This is a genomic window from Ruminococcus bovis (genome assembly GCF_005601135.1).
GTDB classification, from domain to species: domain Bacteria; phylum Bacillota; class Clostridia; order Oscillospirales; family Acutalibacteraceae; genus Ruminococcoides; species Ruminococcoides bovis.
Window position 1 is genome coordinate 1,576,811 of the sequence record NZ_CP039381.1, and the last position, 25,606, is coordinate 1,602,416.

14 protein-coding genes are annotated in these 25,606 nt (G+C 30.3%); 12 read left to right on the plus strand and 2 right to left on the minus strand.

Annotation, left to right across the window (positions count from 1 at the left end; all coding sequences use genetic code 11):
* Positions 1-474 precede the first annotated feature (474 nt).
* From E5Z56_RS07480 to E5Z56_RS07520, 9 genes are all read left to right on the plus strand, one after another.
* Positions 475-5,073 (plus strand): bacterial Ig-like domain-containing protein, encoded by a 4,599-nt coding sequence (locus E5Z56_RS07480; RefSeq protein ID WP_138157249.1) that lies wholly within the window; start codon positions 475-477, stop codon positions 5,071-5,073.
* A 164-nt stretch (positions 5,074-5,237) separates the two neighbouring features.
* On the plus strand, positions 5,238-7,163 hold the full coding sequence (locus E5Z56_RS07485) for an Ig-like domain-containing protein (protein ID WP_138157250.1): 1,926 nt from the start codon (positions 5,238-5,240) through the stop codon (positions 7,161-7,163).
* Positions 7,164-7,555: 392 nt separating this feature from the next.
* Positions 7,556-9,628 (plus strand): RNA polymerase sigma factor, encoded by a 2,073-nt coding sequence (locus tag E5Z56_RS07490; RefSeq protein ID WP_138157251.1) that lies wholly within the window; start codon positions 7,556-7,558, stop codon positions 9,626-9,628.
* Between the two features lie 285 nt (positions 9,629-9,913).
* The gene (locus E5Z56_RS07495) at positions 9,914-10,843 is read left to right on the plus strand and encodes a helix-turn-helix transcriptional regulator (RefSeq protein WP_138157252.1); all 930 of its coding nucleotides are present in this window, start codon (positions 9,914-9,916) and stop codon (positions 10,841-10,843) included.
* 151 nt (positions 10,844-10,994) lie between these two features.
* Positions 10,995-11,813, plus strand: coding sequence for an endonuclease/exonuclease/phosphatase family protein (locus E5Z56_RS07500; RefSeq protein ID WP_138157253.1), 819 nt, complete (start codon positions 10,995-10,997; stop codon positions 11,811-11,813).
* A gap of 296 nt (positions 11,814-12,109) precedes the next feature.
* Complete coding sequence (locus E5Z56_RS07505) at positions 12,110-13,453, plus strand: hypothetical protein (RefSeq protein WP_175405417.1); 1,344 nt, start codon at positions 12,110-12,112, stop codon at positions 13,451-13,453.
* A 223-nt stretch (positions 13,454-13,676) separates the two neighbouring features.
* On the plus strand, positions 13,677-15,857 hold the full coding sequence (locus tag E5Z56_RS07510; protein ID WP_175405418.1) for an Ig-like domain-containing protein: 2,181 nt from the start codon (positions 13,677-13,679) through the stop codon (positions 15,855-15,857).
* A gap of 92 nt (positions 15,858-15,949) precedes the next feature.
* Complete coding sequence (locus E5Z56_RS07515; protein WP_138157256.1) at positions 15,950-16,651, plus strand: metallophosphoesterase; 702 nt, start codon at positions 15,950-15,952, stop codon at positions 16,649-16,651.
* 124 nt (positions 16,652-16,775) lie between these two features.
* The gene (locus tag E5Z56_RS07520; RefSeq protein ID WP_138157257.1) at positions 16,776-17,744 is read left to right on the plus strand and encodes a YARHG domain-containing protein; all 969 of its coding nucleotides are present in this window, start codon (positions 16,776-16,778) and stop codon (positions 17,742-17,744) included.
* A 54-nt stretch (positions 17,745-17,798) separates the two neighbouring features.
* Here E5Z56_RS07520 and E5Z56_RS12325 read toward each other — a convergent pair whose 3' ends face one another.
* Complete coding sequence (locus E5Z56_RS12325) at positions 17,799-18,218, minus strand: hypothetical protein (protein ID WP_456300119.1); 420 nt, start codon at positions 18,216-18,218, stop codon at positions 17,799-17,801.
* Between the two features lie 390 nt (positions 18,219-18,608).
* Here E5Z56_RS12325 and E5Z56_RS07530 point away from each other — a divergent pair, with 390 nt between their 5' ends.
* Genes E5Z56_RS07530 through E5Z56_RS07540 form a run of 3 tightly spaced genes read left to right on the plus strand, consistent with a single transcriptional unit; the run spans position 18,609 to position 23,442 of the window.
* On the plus strand, positions 18,609-19,838 hold the full coding sequence (locus E5Z56_RS07530) for a hypothetical protein (protein WP_138157259.1): 1,230 nt from the start codon (positions 18,609-18,611) through the stop codon (positions 19,836-19,838).
* A gap of 2 nt (positions 19,839-19,840) precedes the next feature.
* Positions 19,841-21,025, plus strand: coding sequence for an HNH/ENDO VII family nuclease (locus E5Z56_RS07535; protein ID WP_138157260.1), 1,185 nt, complete (start codon positions 19,841-19,843; stop codon positions 21,023-21,025).
* A 35-nt stretch (positions 21,026-21,060) separates the two neighbouring features.
* Positions 21,061-23,442, plus strand: a complete 2,382-nt coding sequence (locus E5Z56_RS07540) for a hypothetical protein (RefSeq protein WP_138157261.1) — start codon at positions 21,061-21,063, stop codon at positions 23,440-23,442.
* A gap of 93 nt (positions 23,443-23,535) precedes the next feature.
* Here the strand turns inward: E5Z56_RS07540 and ade are convergent, their stop codons facing one another.
* Positions 23,536-25,263: an adenine deaminase gene (gene ade, locus E5Z56_RS07545; protein ID WP_138157262.1), complete on the minus strand. Its 1,728-nt coding sequence runs from the start codon at positions 25,261-25,263 to the stop codon at positions 23,536-23,538.
* Between the last annotated feature and the right edge of the window lie 343 nt (positions 25,264-25,606).

A 25,606-nucleotide genomic window follows, 5' to 3' on the forward strand; every position in this document is an offset into this window, starting at 1 on the left:
AGCTCCTTTTTGTGTGTTGGTTTATTATTTTTAGAATTAGAAGGCTTTGTCAAGAAAAGTGTGCAAATTATTTTCCTAACTTACACTCTTTATTTTACAAGCTCATCCTATTTCAAAAACTTTACTAACTGCAACTAGTTATTGCAATTTTGGTGTAGAAATTTATTATAATTCATTAATGATTATTAATTCCAATGAAATAGGGTGTACCTATGGATAAGATATCAGTAGGCATAATACCATATTATTATGTTAGAATTGCCCTAAAGATTAATCCTTTTGATACAAGTATATAAAATTGATAATACAAAATTCCCTCTTGATGTAGTATAAACATTAGGAGAAATTTTTTCTTAGTTATTGTGCATAAATATTTTAGTCATTATTTGTTACTATTTGTAGTAGAAATACAAATGAAAAAATGGTAAAATATACATATGTTTTTCATTAATAATTTATAGGAGGTAAAAAGTTATGAAAAAAATTATTAGTTCAATACTGTCAGTATTGATGGTAATTAGTGGATTTTCGGTATTAGGCACAACTGCATTAGCTGATGAAAATACTGAAAACACTATAGAAGTTTGGAATATTGATGATTTGTATAGTGTAAGACACGATATGTCAGCTAATTATGTCCTTATGGCAGATATTGATATGACAAAAGATGTAGCCGATGGTGGAGACTATTGTTTCCTAGGAAAAAATGGTTGGAATCCTATTGGTGGTGGAGATTCCTATAAAGGTAGTAAATTTACAGGTACTTTTGACGGTAACAATCATACTATTAAGGGACTAAGGATTGAAACTAACACAATTCCCAGTGGTACTTCTGATAGATATTTAGGTTTGTTTGCCTGTAATGCCGGTACAATTAAGAATTTATCAGTAGATAGTGTTAGTATTAGGTGTGTAGAAAGTACTTCCGCTGAAAGTAAATATATAGGCACTATTTGTGGTTATAACAGTGGTACTGTGGATAATTGTCATGTATTAGGTGGAAATGTTGATGGATATGCACATGATTCATCTCATAATACTAAATCTACATACTTAGGTGGTGTTTCAGGTCATAATGATACTAACGGTATAATTATTAAAAGTTCTAATAATGCTACAATTAAAGGTTCTGCATTTGGAAATTACTATGATAATGTTGATTTATATATGGGCGGTATATCCGGTACAAATTACGGAAAAATATCTCAGTCATATAACAGTGGTAATTTAAAAGACTATTCAAAAAATCAAAATGGTTATTTACATGAAGGTGGTATATCTGGTAGTAATGCTTTATCTTCTTGTTCAATAACAGATTGCTATAACTGTGGTGATGTGTATAATACTACAGATAGTAGTAGTGAAAAAAGTATTTATGGTATTGGATATTGTAACTCTTCACAAATTATTAAAAACTGCTACAATACCGGTTCAGTATATTATGCTACAACACTAAAACCATTTAGTAATTCAACAGTAGTTAATTGTTATTATCTAAATGAAAAGAATGCTTCAACTTCAGGTGCAACTGCTTTGTCAGGCGTACAAATGACAAAGGCAATTAACTTCTCAGGTTTTGACTTTGAAAACACTTGGATTATTGATGATTCTACAGAATATGCTTATCCTCAGTTAAGAGATAATAGACAGGATACATTACTAAAAATTGATACTATTGAGTTTAAAACCGAACCATCAAAGGTAAAGTATAGAACAGGTGATGAAATTAAGGTTGAAGGTACAATCACAGTTTACTATATGAATGGTACTTTTGAAGATATTGATATCACTAAGAATATGCTAAGTGGTTATGATATGTCATCAGTCGGTGACCAAACAGTTACAGTAACATATCGTAATAAAACTTTGACCTATGATATTAATGTTGTTCAGCGACCTAATGCGGTTGGTGTTTCTCTTGTAAGCGGACCTGCAAAGACAGAATTTATTCGTGACACTAAGCTTGATTATTCAGGTGCAGTGGCAAAGATTTTCTATGATGACGGTACAACAGAAAATGTTATCCTAACACCGTCAAATACAACAGGTGCCGATATTAAAAAATCAGGTACATATATTGTAACTTATACATATGAAAGCTACACAGTAAACTTTACTGTAAAGGTTGTACCTCTAAAAATTACAGGTATTGAAGTAAAATCATTGCCAACAAAAACTACATATATTGAAGGTCAGTCTATTGATACAGATGGTCTTGATATTGGCTTAACTCGCAATGACGGTTCTTCTGAAAGTGTTAAAGATTACAAGCTGGATTATGAGAATAAGGCAGGTAAACAGACAGTTACTGTTACATATAATGGATACACAACAACATTTGATGTAACCTTTAGTGAAAGAGAATTACTAAGTCTTTCTGTAACAGAACAACCAACAAAAACTTCTTACTTCTCTGATGAAAAGTTTGATAGAACAGGTATGGTAGTTACTGCATCATATAATAATGGTTTGAAAGAAGAAGTTACTGATTACAAAACATCGGAAATCACTGATGAAATCGGTACACAGATTATTGAAATTTCTTATGGTGGTAAATCAACATATATTGCTATTGAAGTAATTGAAAGATCAGTTGAATCAATCTCAGTTACAAAAGCACCACTTAAGTCATCATATGTTATCGGTAGTGACTTTGATACAACAGGTATGGAGGTTACTGCTTACTATAACGATGGCACATCAAAGGTAGTTACTGATTATTATGTTTCTTCATTACCTACTACTTTAGGTGAAGGTACAGTAAAAGTTAGCTATGGTGGTAAGTCAACAACAATTAATGTTACTATCAAAGAAAAAGCATTAGTAAAAATTAAGGTAACAGAACCTAAAAAGACAACTTACTTTAAGGGTGAGCAACTAGATACTACAGGTATGGTTGTTTATGCAGTTTATAATAATAAGAAGTCAGAACCGATTACTGATTATGTTCTAAGTGGCTTTGGTGACTCTGACGAATCAAACCTAGTTACAGTATCATATAAATCACTAACTGCAAGTTTTGAAGTGTTTATTCATAACCCTACAGGTGAATGGATTAATACTAAAGAAGCAACTTGTGAAAATGCCGGTGAAAAGGTAATGTACTGTACAACTTGTAGTGAAATAGTTAAGAGAGAAGAAATTAAGGCTCTTAACCATAACTACAGTGAAAAAGTTGTAAAGCCAACTTGTACAGAAAAAGGCTATACAGAACATACTTGTAAGAATTGTGGTGATACATATCGTGATTCTTATGTAAAGGAAACAGGTCACAACCCAATTACCGATTACGGTAAACCTGCAACTTGTAAAGAAAACGGTTTAACAGAAGGTAGCCATTGTAATGTTTGCGATACTGTTCTGGTACCACAACAAATTATTCCTAAGCTAAATCACAGTTATACTGCACAGGTTACATCAGTACCATCTTGTACAACAAGAGGTAGTGTAACATATACTTGTCAGAGTTGTGGTGACAGTTATGTTGTATATCAAGAAGCATCAAATCATAACTTTAAGTTAATAAAAACAGTAAATGCTACTTGTACAACTCCGGGTTATAAGCAATATGCTTGTACTGAATGTAACGAAAATTATAGTGAACAAATACCAATTACCGACCATAAGCCGGTTGTTGATAAGGCTGTTGAAGCAACTTGTGTTAAGACTGGTTTAACAGAAGGTAGCCATTGTTCAGAATGTGGTGCAGTTATTGTTCCTCAAGAATTAGTAAAAGCTACAGGTCATTCATATACAAAGAAAGTAGTTGCTCCAACTTGTAAGGATAAGGGCTACACAGTTTATGAATGTACAAAGTGTAAAGATAGTTATATTGATGACTACAAAGATACAGTAGGTCACGATTATGTTACTACTGTTACAACACCTGCTACTTGTAAGAAAACAGGTGTAAAGACAAGCACTTGTTCCGTATGTGGTGATAAGTTTACAACAATTATTCCTATGATTGACCATAAGGAAGTTACTGACAAGGCAGTTGCTCCTACTTGTACAAAGACAGGATTAACAGAAGGTAGCCATTGCTCAGTATGTGGTGATGTTATTACTGAACAAAAGGTGGTTAAATCACTTGGACATGATTATGTTGAAACCGTAGTTGAACCAACTTGTACAGATGTTGGTTACACAGTATATAAGTGTTCTGTTTGTGGTGATACGTATAAGGGTAACCTAAAGTCAACTGTTGACCATATTTATGCTAAGAAAACAGTAAAGCCAACTTGTAATTCTAAAGGTTATACATTATATACTTGTACATTGTGTGGTGATAGTTATAAGTCAAATTATGTTGATACAATAGATCATGAATATAAAAGTTCAGTAACTAAAGAGCCAACTTGTACAGAAGAAGGCATTAAGAAATATACTTGTACGGTATGTGGTGATACATATAATGAGAGTATTCCTAAGACTGAACATAAATATTCTGAAAAAGTAGTAGCACCAACCTGTACAACAGATGGTTATACACAACACACTTGTGATTTGTGTGGTGACAGTTACAAGGATACAATTACTCAAAAAGTTGACCATAGCTATAATTCAGTAGTAACAAAAGAACCAACTTGTACAGAAGAAGGTGTTAAGAAATACACTTGCTCAACTTGTGGTGATACTTATACAGAAAAGATTCCTATGACTGACCATACAGTTGTAATTGATAAAGCAGTATCTGCAACTTATACTGCAAATGGTAAGACTGAAGGTAGTCATTGCTCAGTATGTGGCAAGGTTATAAAACCACAAAGGACAATTGCAAAGAAAAAACTTGCTAAGCCTACTGGTGTAAAAGCAACTGCAATGTCAAAGTCTTTCAAACTAAATTGGAAGAAAGTTGCAGGTGCTAAGGGTTATGAAATTCAGTATTCATACAAGCGTAATTTCTCAGGTGCAAAGAAAATTACTGTAAAGAGTGGCAATGCTACTTCTCAAACAGTTAAGAAACTAAAAGGAAAGAAGAAAGTGTATATCCGTATCCGTGCATATTATAATGATAAAAACGGTAAGGCATATTCAACTTGGACAGTAACCAATGTTACTACTAAGAAGTAACAATTAAATAGTAATTTTACGAAAGGCTATCCATTGGGTAGCCTTTATCTTTGTTGTAAGCAAGTTGCACAACGGATAAATAAACAATTTGTAAACTATCATAATAGATTATAAACTTTCTATATGGTAAAATATAACCATAATTAGTAAATGGAGGATTTTGCATGAAAGGTAAGAAGTTTTTTAGCATATTACTATCTATACTTATGATATGTTCAACTTTTGGTGGAATATCAGTTTCAGCAATATCATCAACAGATGATGATTATGTATGGATTAATGGCATAGGTGCTAGGGTAACTGATACGGTAACATATACTTATTATATTAATTCTAATTACGATTGGGAAAATTTTCAAGGTCAATTAGAGTATGATAAGAGTGGATTACAACTTGAAAGTTTCTCAATGCCTGATATAGGCAAGGATGGTACAGATGGTATTATGATAAATACTGATATTGAGGGTTATGTTTATTATGCCGGAAGCAATATTAGTGGTTACAAAACAAAATATAAAGATGTAAGACTTTGTAAAGCAACATTTAAAGTTTTACAACATGGTACCTTTACTATTAAAAATAGTCCCGAAATAGTAACAGGACTTAATGGTGAAGCAATTGTTGATGATTTCAAAATTAGTGATGATGCAACTACTAGAGAAACTACTAAAGTTACACCTAACTATGTTGATTTAAAGGTTGTTTCATTACCAAAAAAGACAATTTATATTGAGGGAGAAACATTTAATTCTGATGGATTAAATGTTGAAGCTACTGATACCAATAATAATATAGTAACAATAAATAATTATACATTAGAGGGTACTGATAAGCTTACTCTGGGTAACAATACTATTACAGTTAAGTGTAAGGAGTTGTCAGCTACTTTTGATGTAACTGTTTATAAAGATAGTGGAAAAATATATTTTGAAAAGCCTGATTGGGAAGGCAATATTTATTTCGCTCATATTTATGAAAATTCAGTTGGTATGCCTTTTTATTATTGGATGATGAAAGCTGAAAAGCTTGAAGAAGATGCTGACGGTAAACTTTATTATGATTTAAATAAACTATACTATAGTAAAACCCTTTCAGATGGATTAAAGCCTGATACTCAGTATTCTATTATGTTTTGTGATAATATTAATAATGAAACTTGTCCAATAATGTTTAATACTGATTGTATTGGTGATACAATTTCTGTTGTCGGTAATGAAAAGATAATTGAAAATAGTATAGATTCCAAAACTTTGTATTATCCGGCTACATGGACTAATAATTCTAAGAAGTACGGTATTCCACTACAGATTACATCAGTGGGTACAATACAAGGTGAGTTTATCCCTAAGGGTACATCACCTTATGACATTATCAACAAGTGGGATAAGGAATATCCTGATTATCCAAATAAAGATTCTTATAGTGACCAATCAACAGCTAGAAGTCATAAGGATAGATTAGCTGAGATAAAGGTAACATTTAAGAAAATGATTAATGAAGGTAAAATCCTAGTTGCCGGTGGTGGAGTGTATTCAGATAAAGAAACAGATACAACAAAACCAACAGTAAAGAAAGTTGCTAAGGTAACTGTAAATAAAAAGTCTGTTGTATTAGTAAAGGGTAGGACTACAACTGTAAAGGCAACAGTAAGTCCATCTAATGCAAGTAACAAAAAGCTAAAGTGGACAACTTCTAATTCAAAGGTAGCAGTAGTAAATTCACAAGGTAAAATTACTGCAAAGGGTAAAGGTGTTGCAACTATTAAAGTTATGGCACTAGACGGTAGTAAAAAATATGCTACTATTAAGGTAACAGTAAAGCAACCTGTAACATCTGTTAAACTAAACAGAAAGTCAGCTAACCTAAAAGTAAAGGGTAATGCAAAGCAGAAAACTGTAACCCTAAAAGCTACTGTTAATCCAAAGAATGCAAATAATAAAGCAGTTAAATGGACAACATCAAATACAAAAATTGCTACAGTTAATAGCAAAGGTAAAGTAACTGCTAAGAAAAAAGGCACTTGCTATATTACAGCTACTGCAAAAGATGGTAGTAAAAAGTCAGCAAAGTGTAAGATTGTAGTTAAGTAAAACTATAGTGAAAATAAAAACCTAATAGAGAATATCCCCTTGTTTTATAGCAAGGGGATTTTTTTCTACAAAAATTTTGAAAAATTTTTGAAAAAAAGTGAACTTTTTGGAGCCTTCATTCGTCTATATTATGTAAGAATGAAATTATAGCAATATAGTAAAGCTAAAAAACTATTTGGCTTTTATTATTTATCTAAAAGCAAACTGTAAAAATACCAAAAAAGTTTTATTACCTAAATTGCAATTTCATTTTACAATGTGCGAAAAGTTTTATTATTAAAAAATAAAATAATTTTCATAAATGCATTAGATAATTGAAAAAATAGGACAAATGGTATACAATGATAAGTACCATTGTTGAAATATTGAATTATAAAATATAAGGGATTAGTATGATTGAAGAAAAATTTAAGTGTACGAAAGAATTACTTGAAAAAGTAAAAAATGGTGATGATGAAGCAACAGTTCTATTGTATAAAAACATAAAAAATATTTCTTATAAAAAGGCCTACAGTATCTTAAAAAATCATCATGATGCTGAGGATATAGCAGAGGATGTTTTTGTTAAAACAATAGAAAAAATAGATACAATAAAAAAGCCTAATGAATTTATATCATGGGTAAGTACAGTTGCAGAAAATAAAGCAAAAGATTTAATCAAGAAAAATAAACCGGTATATATGGGTGAAAATTTTGAATATTCAACGGATGATGTGAATAGCGCTCAAAGTGTTTTACCGGAAAATATAGCAGAATCAAACGAAAATATAAATTTATACAAACAGTTAGTTTCAAAATTATCTGATAACCAAAGGACTGCCCTTATATTAAATAAAATTGAAGAAAAGAAATTTAGAGAAATAGCAGAGATATTGGGTTGCTCTGAAAACACTGTTAAGTCAAGAGTTCGTTTAGGTGAAATAAAATTAAAGAGAGAAGCAGAAAGACTAAAGAAAAAAGGCTATACACTAAATGGTATGCTACCACTGGATTTCTTTACATATATGTCAAATGCTTTAGGTATAACTGCATCAAATATTTCATCTATAATAGGGTTAACGACAAATAAACTTTCACTAAAAGCAATGATTAGTATTGTAACTGCTATTTTGGTAGCTTTTAGTGGATTATTAGGTGTTAGTTTAGTTTATGGTGAAATTAGACCTAAACAATTTAGAACATTGGAAAAGAAGCCAAGTGATAGAAAAGTGTATTTTTCTTCACAAGCAACATCTATAAAACAAGTATTCCCTTCTAGTTCGCAAATGTCATCAACAAACCAAACAACGATACCTACAAGTGAGAAAATAACGGAACCTGAAAATATAGCAACAGTGAATCCTATTAATGTTGTTAATCCTCAGAATAATATTACAACAAATAATCCTTTTACATTACCAAAAAATAATGAAACATTACCAAGCAATAATAACTATAATTTAACAATACCTTCATCAAATAAGAATACCTCAACAACTACACCTTCGATTCCTAAAAGGACTTATTTTGGAATGACAGAAGATGAAATATCATATTTAAAAACAGTTCTTGTTTATGCTAATTCACAATCTACCTCAAGTACTACAACAGATTTTAGCAAACTTACTGATGAAGAAATGATGCTTTTATTTAGTAATTATTATGAATTATCTCAGAATTATACAGAGGGAATTGAACTTTTTCCTTCTGCTAAAGTTGCAAAGAATGATGGTGCAAGACCTACTTTTGATTATAAGTTACCATTGTCAACAGCAAGAGAAGTTGCAAAAAATGCGTTTGGTAAAACTTTTTCAGATAATATTAATATAGAGAATGATTCTCTTAACTATCTTAATTTTAACATAGCTGATGATTATCTTAATTTTAATTATAAAGGAGAAGTAAGTAACCCTAAAAAAATATGTGATATTGAAAATGTTGAATATAGTGATGATAGAAACAATATTACAGTATCGTATAAATGTGCCGGTGGTAAATTGGTTTCAGGGACAAAGTTTTACTATGAGAAAAAAGCTGTTTTTAGACGAAATTATAATAATAGTAAATTTCCATTTATGTTAATATCAAATACATTACAAAAAGAAATAACTAAAGATAATTCTGATTATCAGGGCGAAGTAGTTAATTTTGGACAAATGAAGTTGAATGTTCCAAAATGTTGGGGATATGAATATATCGGTGATAATGTAATTAATTTCTATGAACCTAAAACAAGAAAAAAGGGAGGAACAGGAAATTTATTAAGCCTTGCCAAATTGACTGCTACAGAACGAAAGAAATATCATAGCAACACTTATATTTTTGATCCTTATGATAAAGAAAAAGCTTGTTGTTATATTTTTGTGAAAAACAATCAAGCATATGTTGAGAAAGGTGAAAAATACCCAACAAAAGAATGGCAAGAAATATATGATGAAGCTTATGATTGGATTCCTAGGTTTTATTCTCACACAAGAATTCGTTAATATATAGATTTCTACAAATATTTTGTTTACCTTCCAAGAACCACAAAGATTTTTCTTTGTGGTTCTTCATTTTGCCTTTCTGTTCTCAAAAGTAAGTATATTTAAAAAGTAACTCTCTTTGTGAAAATGCAAAGAGAGTTTTTATAATATCACTTATGTTGATAACTTCAACATTTTGATAATGATATTGTAATGTTATAGCAGCATATGATGATATTGTTTACAAAATGTAAGGCTTGTGTTATAATGAATTCATCAATTTAACAATGAAAGGTTTGTGAAATAATGACTGATTATGTTTATGATGTTGATGATATTAAGGAAAAACTTAAGAAATTGAGAAATAGTAAAGGCCTTACACAACAAGGGTTTGTTGATGATTTTAAACAGAAAACAGGCTTAATTGTTGCTAGGGAAACTGTTGCCACTTGGGAAAATTTAAATGACAAAAAAAGAACATTGCCAAGCTTAGTTATGCTTGTTGACTTGTGTAACTTTTACAAATGTGATATGTCTTATTTTTTTGAGAGAAAAGGAGTAATATCTGAAGAAACAGATAAGATAGCTACTTTACTTAACACATCCGAAAGAACGGTAGAAACTCTCAGAGATTGCAGCAGTTATGGAGCTTTCCTTGATAAATTTATCAAGAATATATCCAAAGAAAGTGTTGAAGCTATAAATAATAATGAGAACTATTGGTTCTTAATTAATAATTTTCTGACAAGTAATTCCTTTGAAGAACTTGCAAACCGTACACAACAATTAGTGGTTAATAATGTTATTGATGGTGCTGTTAAGACTATTTTCACAAACAAATTTCTTAAGAACCTGAAAAAATATTTTGATGAGTTTTATTTTTCAGAGTTCCCTACAGAAATGACAAAGACTAATTTTACTAAGTTTTTGTGTAAGAAAATTCTTTCTGAGAATTTTAATTCTGAAGAATTTGTAGAAAGCAATTTCCTAGAAGAAGGAAAAAATTGCATATACAATTTATGTGAAGATTTTTCTGCTTTTTCTCAGAATGAACAGTATGCTTTAATAATAGATTTTATCTCTGATATAGCCTATGATTTCTTTGAGAAAGAAAAGAGAATTGAAGTATCTGTTGGTAGATTAAGGGATATAATGTATTCCTTGCTTATGGAGACTATTAAGAATGAGTCTAATAAAATCAAAAAAGATTTAAAGAATAACGCAAAGAAACTATAAGTTTATGTTGACATTTACAACATTTGTATTTGAGTGTGAATTTTGATGTTGCATCTTACTTCGTGACTTTTACATATTGTATGGGGTATAATTACTATCAAGAAAGATTTTCATAATTTTTAAATTATTGTTGATAAGGAGTATTACTATTATGGAAAAAGCAGTTTGGAGTCCACAGATGATAAAGGTAGCAGAGTGGAACATCCATATGATGGCAAATGTGGTAGAAAAATTCCCATATATTATTGAAGAAACTTTGGAAATAAAAAATTATTTTTATGATATAATCGTCTTAGTAGAGTACAAGCAAAATATTGAATTTGAAAAGAAACTTCAAAATATTGGCTATAGAGTATTTACGAATTCTCCTTTAAAAAAGAAGAATGAAGAATTAATTACTATTAAGGAAGATTTAATTAATGAAGTTGTTGAGGTTAATAAAAATATCCCATTAAATGTAGGAGAGATACATCCTAATTTTCTCCATGTAAAATTTAAAAGAAAAGATGGCAAAATTTTTAATATTATCGGTATAAGGAATTTGTACGGTGAAGATTATCGTTTGCAGATGGAAGCAATAAAACGCTATTTAGCGAAAATTGTTGATGAAGATATTATTGTTGTTGGTGATTTTAATGTTATTTCAAGTAATATAGAAAAATTTTTACCTGCAAATTTCCGTACCTACCAACCAAGACATAACAGAAGTTTATATAATACTGAAAACTTTATTAATAATTACAGCTATTTCTTTACAGAAAAAGACAAACACATAATTAAGGGTATGAATGCATTAGACTTTTGTATTTCTAACATGGAAGGCATTACAAACTTATCATATAGTTGGGATTTTATTAATCACTGCAATGTGTATCCTAAAAAATCCACTATAGAAAGAAATGTTACTAAATTGAACATACCTGTAGGTTATCCTGATCACGCTTTATTTACTTTTGTAGTGGATATATGATTTTGTACATAAAGCCTAGAAAATAATGCCTTTGCATAAATGCAAAATATTGTAGTAACAATAAAATTGTGGTATAATAAACAATAAGTCTAACGATAGATTTTTGAATATTATATAGAAGGAAAATGATGTAATTGTTAAAAGGTAAAAGAAAAATTGCAATTTCTTTTTTCAACTTATTGTTGACTACAATAATGCTTTTCTCATCTAATATATTATCGGTTAAAGGTGCAGGAAGATATTATCCAACACTATCTTATGCTATTTGTAAATGTGATAAAAGTTGTGAAAAATGTATGATTAAAGATGAAAATTCACAAGATGAAAGTGAAGTGCATTGTAAGTTTCAAGGTATATCAGCTTGTGAATGTAAGTGCAATTTTATTAAATTAGCTTCTTTTTCTACAGATAATTCTCATATATGGACTGATAAGAAAAGTGCAGTAATAAAGGCTATTCTTAAGGATAAAAAGAATAAGGTAGTTAATGAAAAATATGTTCAAATCGGTAAAACACCTTCAAATGATAAGGTGAAAGCTGAGAGAAATTGTTATTATTATATTATCGGTAGAAAGGATAAATCCGGTAAGGTCGTTTATGACAACAGTAAAAGAAGAATAGGACAGTACTATATTCAAGAATTATTTGAATTAAATAGGTTAACTGAAAAGAAATACAAACTGTATATAACTTTACCTAAAACTAATTTATATACAAATGGATATTATAGAATTTTTGGCAATACAACTTTTGATGGTAGTGGTTGTATTATCACAAAAACTAATGACAATCCATTTATGATTAATTTTGATGATTTAGACAGTAATACAGTTAAGTATAGTGGTTCAAGCAATATTACTGTAAAGAATATGACAGTTGATTGTACTGATAAATCTGATGGTACTATCAATCACTATATAAACGGATTTTTCTATATGGCTCATTGTTCAAATGTTGTTGTGGACCATATTGCAGTAAAAAACGGTAGATATAACGGTCATGTATTCCAGATTACCGGTGCAAGGAATGTTACTGTTTCAGACTCTAAGTTTTACAATTTACTGTATATAAATAGAAACACCAACAGAAGATATACCAGAGAAAACTGTGGCAATAGAAAAGAGAAAAATCCCGAATATTACGGTAATCCTTTATTTAACTATGAGGTAATTCAGATTGAACCTGATTTTTCCAATACAAATAACGGTACAGCCTTTGCTTTGCCTACAATTAAAATGTCCAATGATGATACAGTTAGTAAGGATGTTACAATAGAATTTTGCCGATTTGAAAATGTTATGAGGGCAATCGGTAATCATTCTACAAAAGTAAAAATTTGCAATCGTATAACAATTTATAATAATATTTTTGTTAATACACTAGGTCATGCAGTTGTTTTGCCACGATATAATTATGTTACTGTGTGTAATAATATTTTTAACAAAATCAGCACAAAACAAGTTGGTGGTAGCTTGGTTTATTACGGAAAATATATTGAAGTAAATACTATGAATGTGTATGAAAATCTAATGTTCAATGTTTATAACGGTTGTAACAAAATAAATATAGTTGATTATTGGGGTAAATCTCATACAAAAATTGATGATAAACCCAATACAAATACTGACACTACAAAATAATTAATAACTATAAATAAAGTCTATAAAGCACCTATGAGAATTTTAACCTCATAGGTGTTTTTAATGTTGTAAATTACAACATTAATTAGTAGTGTGTATTTTTAGTGTCGTAGATTTTTTCTTTAAATTACAACTTATAAAGTTTATAATTATTGTACGGAAGATGTTAGTATACTTTATGTATAACAGTAAAATAAAAATTTATTTAGGAGGAAAAATGAAAATGAGTAAAAAATTAATATCAATTCTACTTTCTGTTGTTATGGTAGTTAGTGTTTTCACCACATTACCGATAGCCTCAGCAGTAGAAACAAATAGTAATTCTACTGAAAACACAGAAACAAAGTATGTGACTAATTTAGGTGGAACTTATACAGGACCTATAAAGAATAAATCTAAAAGATTTTACTTTGCTATGCCAAAAGAATGGCGTACATTTAGCAATGCAACTGCTTGTGCATATTGGTGGGATGGTGAAGATAGTTGTGTTGATTGGCAAAATTCCTATGAAATGAGACCAACTACTATTGATACTGATGATGGTTCAAAAGTTTATTATATTGATGTTGCTGAAGATGTAAATGTAATTCTATTTAATAATGGTATTGACCTAGGACAAAAATCTGAGGATGAAGAATTACCACCAAATTATGGCAAAGTTTGTCAGACAGTAACAATTGGCTTAGAAGGTTATGGCCCTAATGAATCTATGACTTATCCGGATGGACTTGATTCAATGAATAATATGATTTATGTTCCTAATGATATTGAGGATGAATCATTAAGTTCTAAAGTTTATGGTGGTGAATGGTACTATTTACATAGTGACGGTAAATGGGATACAGTAAAAGGTTCAGTATATGAAACTAAAGATGTTAATGTCAAACTTGATAAAAGAAAAGATACGGTTAACATAGGTGGTACAATCCAACTTAATGCTACTTTTGAAAATTTGTCTCCTGATGCTAAAATTACTTGGAGTTCAAGTGACACTAATATTGCTACTGTTGACAATAATGGTACAGTATATGGTGTTGATGAAGGTACTGCTAAAATCAAAATTTCAGTACAAAATCCGGGGGAAACTACACTTTTATGTACTTATTGTACAGTAGAAGTGAAAAGTGTGTTACTAGGTATAAAAATCACTAAATTACCTAGCAAAACTACATATTATGAGGGCGAAGAACTTGACTCTGATATAATTACAAAGGGAATAGAAGTTGTGGCTATATATAGTGGTAATCGTAAAGTTGTACTTAATAGTGCTTTTTACGATGAAGATAATCATGATGGTTATATTGTAGCAGAACCTAGATATGAAGTGGGAAAGAACACTGTAACTATTAAGTATGGTGGTTTTACTGATACATTTGAAATTACTATATTGTCAAAACAAATTAAGGGAATAACTGTTTATCCACCTGAAAAATTAACTTATGTTGTAGGTGAAGATCTGGACATTGACGGTATGGATGTAATAGCTGATTATGCAGATGGTACATTTGGTAATGTTTATGATTACTCAATAGGTGACTATGATTTTTCTACTGTCGGTGAGAAAATTATTGAGGTTACTTGTAGAGGTCAAAAAGGACATTTTATGGTTTATGTTGAACCAAAAGATATTGATGAAATTTTGGTTTCATTATCACCTGACAGAACCGATTATTATGTAGATGATGAGATTGATTCATCGGATATTGAAGTTTACATTCAATACGCAGATGGTTCTTTAGAAGAAACAAAAGATTATTATTTAAATTATGATTTTTCTACAGCAGGTAAGAAAATTGTAACAGTATCATATCATAACTATAGAAAGAGTTTTGTTGTGAATGTTAAATCAAAGACCGAACCTACCACTACAAAACCAACTGTAAAGAAAGTTACTAAAGTTGAAGTAAGTAAGAATTCTGTTACACTATTAAATGGCAGAAGTACAACTGTAAAAGCAACAGTAACTCCAACTAATGCAACAAATAAAAAATTAAAGTGGACAAGTTCTAATGCTAAAGTAGCAACAGTAAACCAAAGTGGTAAAATTACTGCAAAGGGTAGAGGCACTGCAACAGTTAAAGTTATGGCACTTGATGGTAGCAATAAATACGCTACTGTTAAGGTAACATTAAAGCAACCTGTAACATCTGTTAAACTTAACAGAAAATCAGCTAACCTAAAAGTAAAGGGTAGCTCAAAGCAGAAAACAGTTACACTAAAAGCTACTGTTTATCCAAAGAATGCAAATAATAAAGCAGTTTCTTGGAAGTCCTCAAATTCTAAAATTGCTACAGTTAATAGCAAAGGTAAAGTAACTGCAAAGAAAAAAGGCACTTGCTATATTACAGTTACTGCAAAAGACGGTAGTAAAAAGTCTGCAAAGTGTAAGATTGTAGTAAAATAAATTTATAAAAATAATATCTGAAATTGTGTTGAACCCCTTGTTTTGCAAGGGGTTTGATACTCTCTAAAATTAATTTAAAAAGGTGGAGTTAAATGAGTACATATGTTGTCGGAGATATTCACGGAGAATTTAATCAGCTTTTAGAATTATTAAATACAATGGATTTTTCTTCTAAGGATTGGCTATATGTAATGGGTGATGTTGTGGATAAAGGTGAATATCCTATCAAATCATTGCAGTTACTTATGGGTTTGCCTAACTGTACTTGTCTTATGGGAAATCATGAGTTAATGATGCTGAAGAATAGAGAAATGATAAATAATCTAGGTAATCTTTCTAAGAAATTTATAGAGAATAATTGTTTAAACATTTTAGATTGGCTTAATAATGGTGCCGAGTCTACATTATGTGAACTTTCTGAATTGTCTTTAGATGAAAGAAATAAGATTTTGGATTATGTAGAAAAGTTTAAGCCTTATGTTGAACTGAGTGTTAATGGTGTTGATTATTTGTTGGTACATGGAGGACTAGGAAATTTTTCAGTTGAAAAACCTATTGCCGATTATTCATTAGAAGAATTAGTTTGGGATAGACCTGACTATAGCAAAGAATATTTCAGTAACAAGATTTTAGTAACCGGTCATACACCAACTCAGCGTATAAAAGAAAATACATTGCCGGGTTATATTTTTATGGGTAATAATCATATCGCACTTGATTGTGGTGCTTTTTCTCCTAAAGGTAAATTAGCCGGTATCTGCCTTGAAACTATGGAAGAATTTTATTCCAGATAAATCTTTCTATAATAATTTTAAAAACTTTACTAATATTGTAATTTGAGATAATTATTATGTATATACTTGAATAAAATGTTAGAATTATGTATAATTTTATTATACGAATGGGAGGTAAATTGTTATGAAGTGTCCAAAATGCGGTTATGAAAATGATGATAATGCATATTTTTGTGAAGGTTGTGGAAACAAGCTAAAGGATAATACCAGTGTAGAGAATAATCAAGCTGATAATGCAAAATTTGATCTGGATAAGGATTTGGGCTTTGATAGTGATATGAATTACGGAACTATTAACAAGTCAAATTTAGAAGATAATTCAAGCTTCGATTATTATGATGATTTTAATAAAAATGTATCATATGAAAATCCACAGAATAATTATCCTAAACCACCTAAAAATAATAAAAACTTGTTAATCACAGTTATTGTGGTTAGTGCTATAGCCGTTATAGCAATATGTGTTTGCGTATTTCTAATTTTCTTTAATGACAAAGACAGTAATTCCGATACCTCTGCATCGGAAACAGTAACATCAACTGTTACCGAAACAACTGCTACAACTCAAACAACAGAACCTACAACAGAGGCAACAGTATCAAAGATAATGCCAAATGTTGTTGGATTGAGGAAAGAAGAGGCTAGTAGAATTTTAAGACAACAAAATATTTCTATTAGATATGAGGAGGAAAATAATAACATATATTCTGAAGGTGTTGTATCTAGCCAAAGTATTCCTAGTGGTGAAACAGTTAGAGATGGTGAAATGGTTACACTGTATGTTTCATTAGGTTCGGATGAAGATACTTATTATAACGGTGATTATATACTTCCTGACTCAGATACTGAATATATTTCAGAAAGTGAAATTGAAGGTATGAGTAAGGAAGAATTAACTCTTGCATTAAATGAGATTTATGCAAGATATGGTTTAATGTTTAATACCACAAGTATTCAGCAGTATTTTAATTCTAAGGATTGGTATGTACCTTCAATAAAGCCCGGTCATTTTGATGACTCACAATTTAACGATTATGAAAGACATAATGTAGATACTATCGTTAATTATATGAAAGAAAAAGGATATAGATAATCATATATATAATAAAAATAAGGCATTTGTGAATTTTCACAAATGCCTTTTCTGTTACATAGAAAGTTGTTTTTTAATTCTATTTTCTAATTCTGCTTTTACATTTCCTGTATCCTTAAGTATTTTAATATTTTTACCGTAAGGAAGTAGCCTTGTAACGATTTCAAGTGAATCCGGTTTATCATATTTTATTGTTACATTGTACCTATCATCAAGTCTGGTACATAGCTTTTCCCATGGTGTAAATTCTGTTAGCAATCTGTCAGGAATATTTTTCACATTAGTAAATTCTAATGTTATTTCTTTACGCTGATTAAGAATGTAATTTTTGATGTTTTTCTCAGCCAAATTTCTGTCATAACTGTCACTGAGAATTTCTACAGAATTTATTTTTTCAAGGTTATAAACAGAAACTGAATTTTCCTTTTTGCAATAAATTCTGAACTTGTCATCTTTGTTAGAATATTCTAACAAACCAATGTTTACTAGCCTTGTCGAATTGTTTACTGACTTATAATTGATTTTTACGACTTTCTCATCAGTAAAAGCTTTAACTATCTTTTTGAAATTGTCAATGTAAATGTCAGTATCTGCAATTTCGTTATGACTTTTAAATTTGTCATAGTAATTTATACTGCTTATAGGTAAATCATTTTCTTCAACAGTAAAAATTTCTTTCAGCTTAGAAAGTTGATTTTCTTCTAAAAATAACTTTGCCTTAGAGTTGTTAACACAATACTTTAACCATTGAATTTCTATTTTTGTCAGTGGTAATAAATCATAAAAAATATATTAATATAGTTGTAATTTTATGTAAAATTTATTATAATAAAAGTAAATATTTTGTAATATAGGGGTAGAATTATGAGAAAAAGACTAATTAGTGTTTTTACTATTGTATTTATTTTGATGAATATTTTTAGTGTGTGTTATGTTGCTAATGCTGAAGAAACAACATCTAACACTACATCAAGTACAAGAAAATATTTAGGAGAAACGGTATATGTAGGTCATTCAGAGGGCTATTCTCTAAATGAAAAAATAGAAAAGGACAATCCTCATTTTGGCTGGGAATTAGGCAACTTTTATGTAAGTGGTTTTACCAGAGCTATTGATGAAAATACTAAAAATCCTATATTCTTAAAAAATGCAGGAGATAAGGTTACTTTATCGTTTAGTTTGGCTCAAGATATTTCAAAGTTAAACGGAAAAGACGGATTGACTATTTCTGAAGATAATGGTGGTTATGACGAGGAGTTCGGTATAGAAAGAACCTATTTTGGAAAAGGTATGCTTATCACAAGATACACAGATTATCAAGGTAAAAAACATAAGCCTGTATTATACAAAGATTATCTTAAAGGTGTAAAAAACGGTGCCGATACAACAATCCAACTTTGTGAGGAAGGTGACTATGAAGTTACTTTGGATTATCAAATAGATATCGGTGATAGTTGGTGGGAGTTTTGGAAACAATCCGCCTATGATTATAAAATTGCATTTAACTTTTCAGTAAGAAACGGTAATTGTATGATATTCCCAAGAGAAGTTTCTACAAAGAATGAATTAGGTAATAAGGCTTTTTCTGAAAAAGGATTTTACCTTGACTTTGCAAAATCAAGATATCTTGACATTGATGTAAAGAAACAAATTCTCAATAAAAATGGTGACAAATTGGTTGAGGATACTCGTTTTAATAAACCGGGTGCTGATGGTGATACATATACTGATGAGGGTGTATATACTATTACTGCAAAAAATAGATATACAAGCCAAACAACCACAAAGGTTATTTATGTAGGTACTGATGATTTATTGAAAGCATATGCAACAACACAGTTATCTTTAAAAGAATTAAAGAAACAAATGGATAAAGGTAATACCATTAATTCTGACGGTACAATTAAATATGTTTCAAAGAATTCTAAAATAAAATCCAATGACCAAAATGAGTCACTTAACAAAAACATTATTATAATTATTGCAATTTCTGTTTTGGTGGTACTCATAATTGTTTTTATAATTGTGAAAATTCATAGAAAAAAGAAATGTGCTAAAAATGAAAACAAGGTAAAAAAAGATAGGGTGGATTAGATATGAAAAGGATAATTGCAGTAATTATTACTATTGCTTTTTTACTAACGGGTTGTTCAATCGGAGGCAAAAATCAAGAAAGTAAAACCAAAACAACCACTACAACTTCAATTTCAGAAAAACTAAAGTTTAGTGATATGAAAAATCCTGAATCTTTAGAGCAATACAAAGATGAAGTTTATTCCACACTTATAAATAGTTTTGGTGATAAAGAATACTATATTGAAGATATAAAGGCAACATATGTTTCTCAAGAATACATAGATGAAATTAATGAAAATTCAAAGGAAAATATTTATTTTGGATACACCCTTTCTCAGCTAGATAAACAGTTTAGTGGAAAGAGATATGTTTTTACTGCTGATGATAACGGTAAAACAGTAGTGAAAGAGTTTGAAAAATATGATGATACCTATGAACAAGTAATAAAGAATGTGTCAATTGGAGCAGGGGTAATTCTATTTTGTGCAACTGTATCAGCTATTACAGGTGGTGCAACCAGTATTATTTTTGCAACAGCAGCATCCGAAGGAACAAAAATGGCTTTGTCTGCCGGTGGTATCAGTACAGTAATTTCAGGTGGGGTAACATATGTCCAAACAGGTGATATGAATAAGTCATTGAAAAGTGCAATCCTTGAAGGTAGTAAGGAATTTAAGTGGGGTGCAATCTTAGGGAGCGTAGTAGGTGGATTTAAAGGAAAATCTCTTGCAAAAGAACCAAACAAATATGATGCTACTAAAAAAGGATTTGCATTTAAAGAGGATTGTCAAATACAGAAAAAATCAAAGTATTCACCGGAAGTAATTAAATATATCGGCTCAGAGAAAGAGTATGAAGTATATAAAAATGCAGGTAATTTTGAACAAGTTGTCAATGGTAAAAAGGCTCTTATACAGAAAATTGATTTACAATATAAAAGTAAATACAAGGGTGAAATGATTACAAATTACGAAAGAATTAAGAAATATGGTTTAGCACCACTAGATAATACAGGTGCTTCATACGAAATTCATCATATGGGACAAGAGTCCAACTCTACATATGCCATATTAACTAAAGATCAACATCAAAAAAATACTGCTATTCTTCATCCTAATAGAAATAACTCTAAAGTAAAACATGGTTATGAGTGGGAAAAAGCAAGAAAAGAATTTTGGAAATCATATGCAGAAATTTTTGAGTAATTACTTGAAAATAATTATAATATAAGGTGATTATTATGAAAAATAAAGTGGAAGTAAAAATTATACCGGAAGAACAATTAGCTAGAAGTGATTTTAACAATGCTATTTCTGAATGTGTATATAAAGAGAAGATGATGACTAGTAATGCGGATAATCTTGATTACTTAGTGTCAATATCATCAGGCTTATTGTGTGGAATTCTTGATATACTTTGGGTAGGTGATTTTAGTTTATCTGAAGGAAGAGAATATTCAGGAGAACAAGTAGAAAAGTTTGTTAAGAAAATTGCAAAAATCAAAGGATGTGAAAAGGATGATATTAAGTCATCTGTTGCTTTTTTAGAAAAAGAAGCACCTATCCCTAGTGATGGAAACACTCCAGAGTTTGGTGGTGGACTAAATCATCATTTAAGAGATTTTGCTCATCATCCTACTATTGTGGGATTAATGTTCTCTTTACTAACTCAATTTACAGGAAAATCATACGGTACAGATGTTGATGGAAATTTTATTTTTGTAGATATTAAAGACAAAAGTAAAGAATATATCGGAGTAAATATTCCTGATAGAATTATAAAAGGGACAGTTGATTGGTTCTTCCATCTTGTTAGTGATATGGCCGGATCCAGTAGTACAACAGGACTAAGTGGTGGTACAGGAATTCCGGGACCAATTTTATCTTTAGCAAAAGAGGTTTCATCATTACCGTTATTTAAGAATATGCATATAAACAATGTTACTATCTCTAAATTTATTTCAAAATTATTCAATGGCACTATTTTTGCTAAAAGGGACGAGAATGGGAAAATTATTAGAGATACAGTTATAAAGTTTGATTTGCGTGGAGAATTAGGCTTATTAGCTGAAATAGGTAAACAAGCATTGCCTGTGATTGCTAATGAATGTATTGTTAGGGCATTCTACTTTATAAGAAGATTGATTAATCAGCTGTGTATCTTAAAACCAAAATCTTTATCTGAATTAAAAGATATAGATTGGGATAAAGTAAAGCCTTACAAAAATGCCACAATAACTAGGATGTTAACTGTTTCTACCGGTGTATTTACTGCACTGGATGTAACTGATGCAATAGTCAGTAAAAAATACTTTGTTGCAGTTAATTATGTCGGTGTAGGCAGATTTATTGTTGCATTAGGACAGGAAACTATAAATTTTGCAAAAGTACAGGATATAAGAAAAATTAGAAATATGTATGAGGAAATTCGTGAGAATACTTTTAATCAAGATGACAACAATCGGTACAAAAATTTGGAGGGTAATATGGATATAGATAAGTTTGGTTTATCTATGAAAGATACTGAAATTCTTTACAATATTGAATATCAAAAAACTCTTAATGATATTGAAAAGACAAATGTACTTTTTCTCAAAGACAGTGTGATTGCTTTGAAAAAAATGTGGTTAGAAGAATGGATGAAGTTTATGGAAACCGGTTTTCCTGAATTTATCGGAGTAAAAGAAGCGAAACTTACTTGGTATTCAAAGGATGAGTTGTTACAAAAAATAAAGGATAATGAACCTAACAAAACTTGGTTTAGACTTGTACTTCTTGAGGCTATGATCTTTGAGCCTTATTACACAATTAGTATGGAAAAAGACAAAAAAGGCAAAGAAATACCTAGTAAGAAGTATGATTTAGTACATATGCCTTTTTGCGATTATGATAAGTCATATGGTGATGATTTTCTCAACACATTTTTTGACGAAGAATATTATGAAAAAGACTATATTAAGAGATTGCGAAAGTGTTATGATTCATCAATCAATGAACTTAAAGAAGTATTAAAATCAATTCTTACCGGGGTATCAATTACATTAGGTGCAACTTTGATAGCAGTACTTGCTGCAGGAATGTTTGCACCGGCAATAGCAGTTGCTATATTTGGTAGTGATTTTGTAGGACTTAGCGGTGCTGCATTAACAAGTGCTTGCCTTGCTTATGCAGGTGGTGGAGCCATTGCAATTGGCGGAGCCGGAATGGCCGGTGGCACGATAGCTATTGTAGGTGGTGGTGCACTTATTGGTTTAGGAGCCGGAGCCGGAATTGGTGGAGCAATAACTGCATATGATGGTTTTAAAAAGGATTTTGCTATACTACAATCAGCAAAATTAATGGTTTCAGTTAAAGAAATTTTCTTGAATGATGAACATGATGTTGATTATGCTGATAAAATTTGTAAGAAATATTTAAAAAATATTTCACAAATTGAGAAAGAACTAGTTGATCTAAAATTGAAGAGTGAATTAACTAGTGATAAAACCGATGAGGAAGTAAAACAAATTAAAGAGAGCATAAAGAACAAAGAAGATACTGTTAAGGTTATGAAAATTGCCATAAAAGATTTAGACAAATTTGTTAGTTCTTTTCAATTAGGTTTATCCGCTGAAAATAAGTAAGTGTAAAAAAATACTGACCCCAAGAAGATAGAATTTTTAATCTAACTTCTTGGGGTCTAATTATATTATTTAATATGTTATTCTTATATATTATTATTCAACAATTTTCCATTTATCAACATCAAAAACACCTTTAGTAGTGATTCTAAGGGATGGAATAACAGGCAAGCTGATAAATGAAAGTGTCATAAACGGGTCAATATTTTTGCTAACACCTAAGCTATAAGCAGAGGCTTTTGCTTTTTCAAGTTTATCATTAACTACTTTTAATGGTTCTTCCGACATTAAACCGGCAATAGGTAATTCCAGTAATGCTTTGATTTCACCATTTTCAACCACAACAATACCACCGTTATTATCCTTAATTGCGTTAACTGCAATTGCAATATCAGAGTCACTACAACCTACTGTAATAATGTTGTGTGAGTCATGAGCAATAGAAGTAGCAACTGCACCTGACTTTAGGGAATAACCCTTAACATATCCTACGCCAATGTGGTTTGTGTTTTTGTGTCGTTCAACACAAGCAATTTTTAGTATATCATTTTCAACATCAATATGGTTAGCAGTACCGAGATTTTTTGTTAGCAGTTCACCACTAACTAAACCTATCAATCCTAAATCACCTTTAATATCAAAACTTTCAGGTGTAACTTTGTCAAGGTGGAAAGTATTGTGGCATTTCTCTACTAATCTACTTTCAATAGTAGGAGTAGGAAAGTCAATCACCTCTTTATCATCAAATACTAGTTTACCTCTTTTATAAACTTGCTGAATGTCAAAGTCCCTAATGTTGTCTACCACTACTATATCAGCTAAGTAACCTGAGGCAATAGCACCTTTATTATTAAGTAAAAAGTATCTTGCTGCATGATGGGTTGCAACCTTTAGTGCAATAATAGGATTAGCACCATTTCTGATTGCCTCTTTAACTATGTAGTCAATGTGGCCACCATATAATAAATCATTTGGGTGCTTGTCATCAGTAGCAAACATACACCTTGCATAGTATTTGTCATTAAGTAAAGGCATTAGTGCTTTTAGGTTGTGAGCAGCAGTACCTTCTCTAATCATAATGAATTGACCTTTTTGTAATTTCTCAAGAGCATTTTCAAAGGTTGAACATTCATGGTCAGAATATACACCTGCTGAAATATATGCATTAAGGTCATTACCGGAAAGCTCAGGTGCATGACCATCAATTTTTTTGTGGTGTGCTTGAGATGCAATAATCTTTGAAACTACTTTACTGTCACCATTTATAACACCAACATAGTTCATCATTTCAGCAAGACCAAGAACTTTTTTGTGTTCAAAATATTTATCAATGTCCTTGTATTCAAGAACTGCACCACTTTCATCAATTTCAGTAGCCGGTACACAAGACGGCAACATAAAGTGAACATCTAAAGGCAAATTACTTGTAGCCTCAATCATATATTCAATGCCATCAGTTCCCATAACATTTGCAATTTCATGTGGGTCAGTAATAACAGTAGTTGTACCGTGAGAGATAACAGCCTTTGCAAATTCGGTAGGAGATACCATTGAGCTTTCTAGGTGAATATGTGCATCAATAAATCCGGGTAATACAATTTTGCCCCTAACATCAACTTCAACTTTACCGTTATATTTTCCAATACCGGCAATTAGACCGTTAGAAACTGCAATGTCACCTACTAAAAATTCATTAGAAAATACATTTAGATATGTTGCATTTTTCAGTACAAGGTCAGCTTTTTCTCTGCCGGATGCAACTGCAATAACTTGTTGCTTAACCTTCAATTTTCTTTCAATCTTTTGTTCATATGTTTCTGCCATAATAGCACCACCTTTCAAAGATAAATCTTTAAATTAATTATATCATTGTACCTTGTATAATTAAAGTACTTTTACATTAAATAAAGTTTATATTTATGTTTTTTCTGTACGGTATTTATAGCGATTGTATATTTTTAGCAAATTTATTACTAAATAAATTAATTGGATATATATACTATTTAACATATCTATATTTTAATTATGATATATTGATATTTAAAACAAACAATATGAAAATGTTTTGTACAACTTTTTGATAAATAAAAGATTGTAAAATAAAAATGTACATAAATCTATAAGTGAATTGAAATAAATATAGTGTTTATTATAGAAAAGTTTATTT

What these genes read in the sequence shown, in the direction of transcription:
- E5Z56_RS07505 (WP_175405417.1), top strand. Translation starts at nt 12,110, where the DNA reads ATGATTAAAGATGAAAATTCACAAGATGAAAGTGAAGTGCATTGTAAG.
- E5Z56_RS07515 (WP_138157256.1), top strand. Translation starts at nt 15,950, where the DNA reads ATGAGTACATATGTTGTCGGAGATATTCACGGAGAATTTAATCAGCTT.
- E5Z56_RS07500 (WP_138157253.1), top strand. Translation starts at nt 10,995, where the DNA reads ATGGAAAAAGCAGTTTGGAGTCCACAGATGATAAAGGTAGCAGAGTGG.
- E5Z56_RS07535 (WP_138157260.1), top strand. Translation starts at nt 19,841, where the DNA reads ATGAAAAGGATAATTGCAGTAATTATTACTATTGCTTTTTTACTAACG.
- E5Z56_RS07540 (WP_138157261.1), top strand. Translation starts at nt 21,061, where the DNA reads ATGAAAAATAAAGTGGAAGTAAAAATTATACCGGAAGAACAATTAGCT.
- E5Z56_RS07480 (WP_138157249.1), top strand. Translation starts at nt 475, where the DNA reads ATGAAAAAAATTATTAGTTCAATACTGTCAGTATTGATGGTAATTAGT.
- E5Z56_RS07530 (WP_138157259.1), top strand. Translation starts at nt 18,609, where the DNA reads ATGAGAAAAAGACTAATTAGTGTTTTTACTATTGTATTTATTTTGATG.
- E5Z56_RS07485 (WP_138157250.1), top strand. Translation starts at nt 5,238, where the DNA reads ATGAAAGGTAAGAAGTTTTTTAGCATATTACTATCTATACTTATGATA.
- E5Z56_RS07520 (WP_138157257.1), top strand. Translation starts at nt 16,776, where the DNA reads ATGAAGTGTCCAAAATGCGGTTATGAAAATGATGATAATGCATATTTT.
- E5Z56_RS07510 (WP_175405418.1), top strand. Translation starts at nt 13,677, where the DNA reads ATGAGTAAAAAATTAATATCAATTCTACTTTCTGTTGTTATGGTAGTT.
- ade (WP_138157262.1), bottom strand. Translation starts at nt 25,263, where the DNA reads ATGGCAGAAACATATGAACAAAAGATTGAAAGAAAATTGAAGGTTAAG.
- E5Z56_RS07490 (WP_138157251.1), top strand. Translation starts at nt 7,556, where the DNA reads ATGATTGAAGAAAAATTTAAGTGTACGAAAGAATTACTTGAAAAAGTA.
- E5Z56_RS07495 (WP_138157252.1), top strand. Translation starts at nt 9,914, where the DNA reads ATGACTGATTATGTTTATGATGTTGATGATATTAAGGAAAAACTTAAG.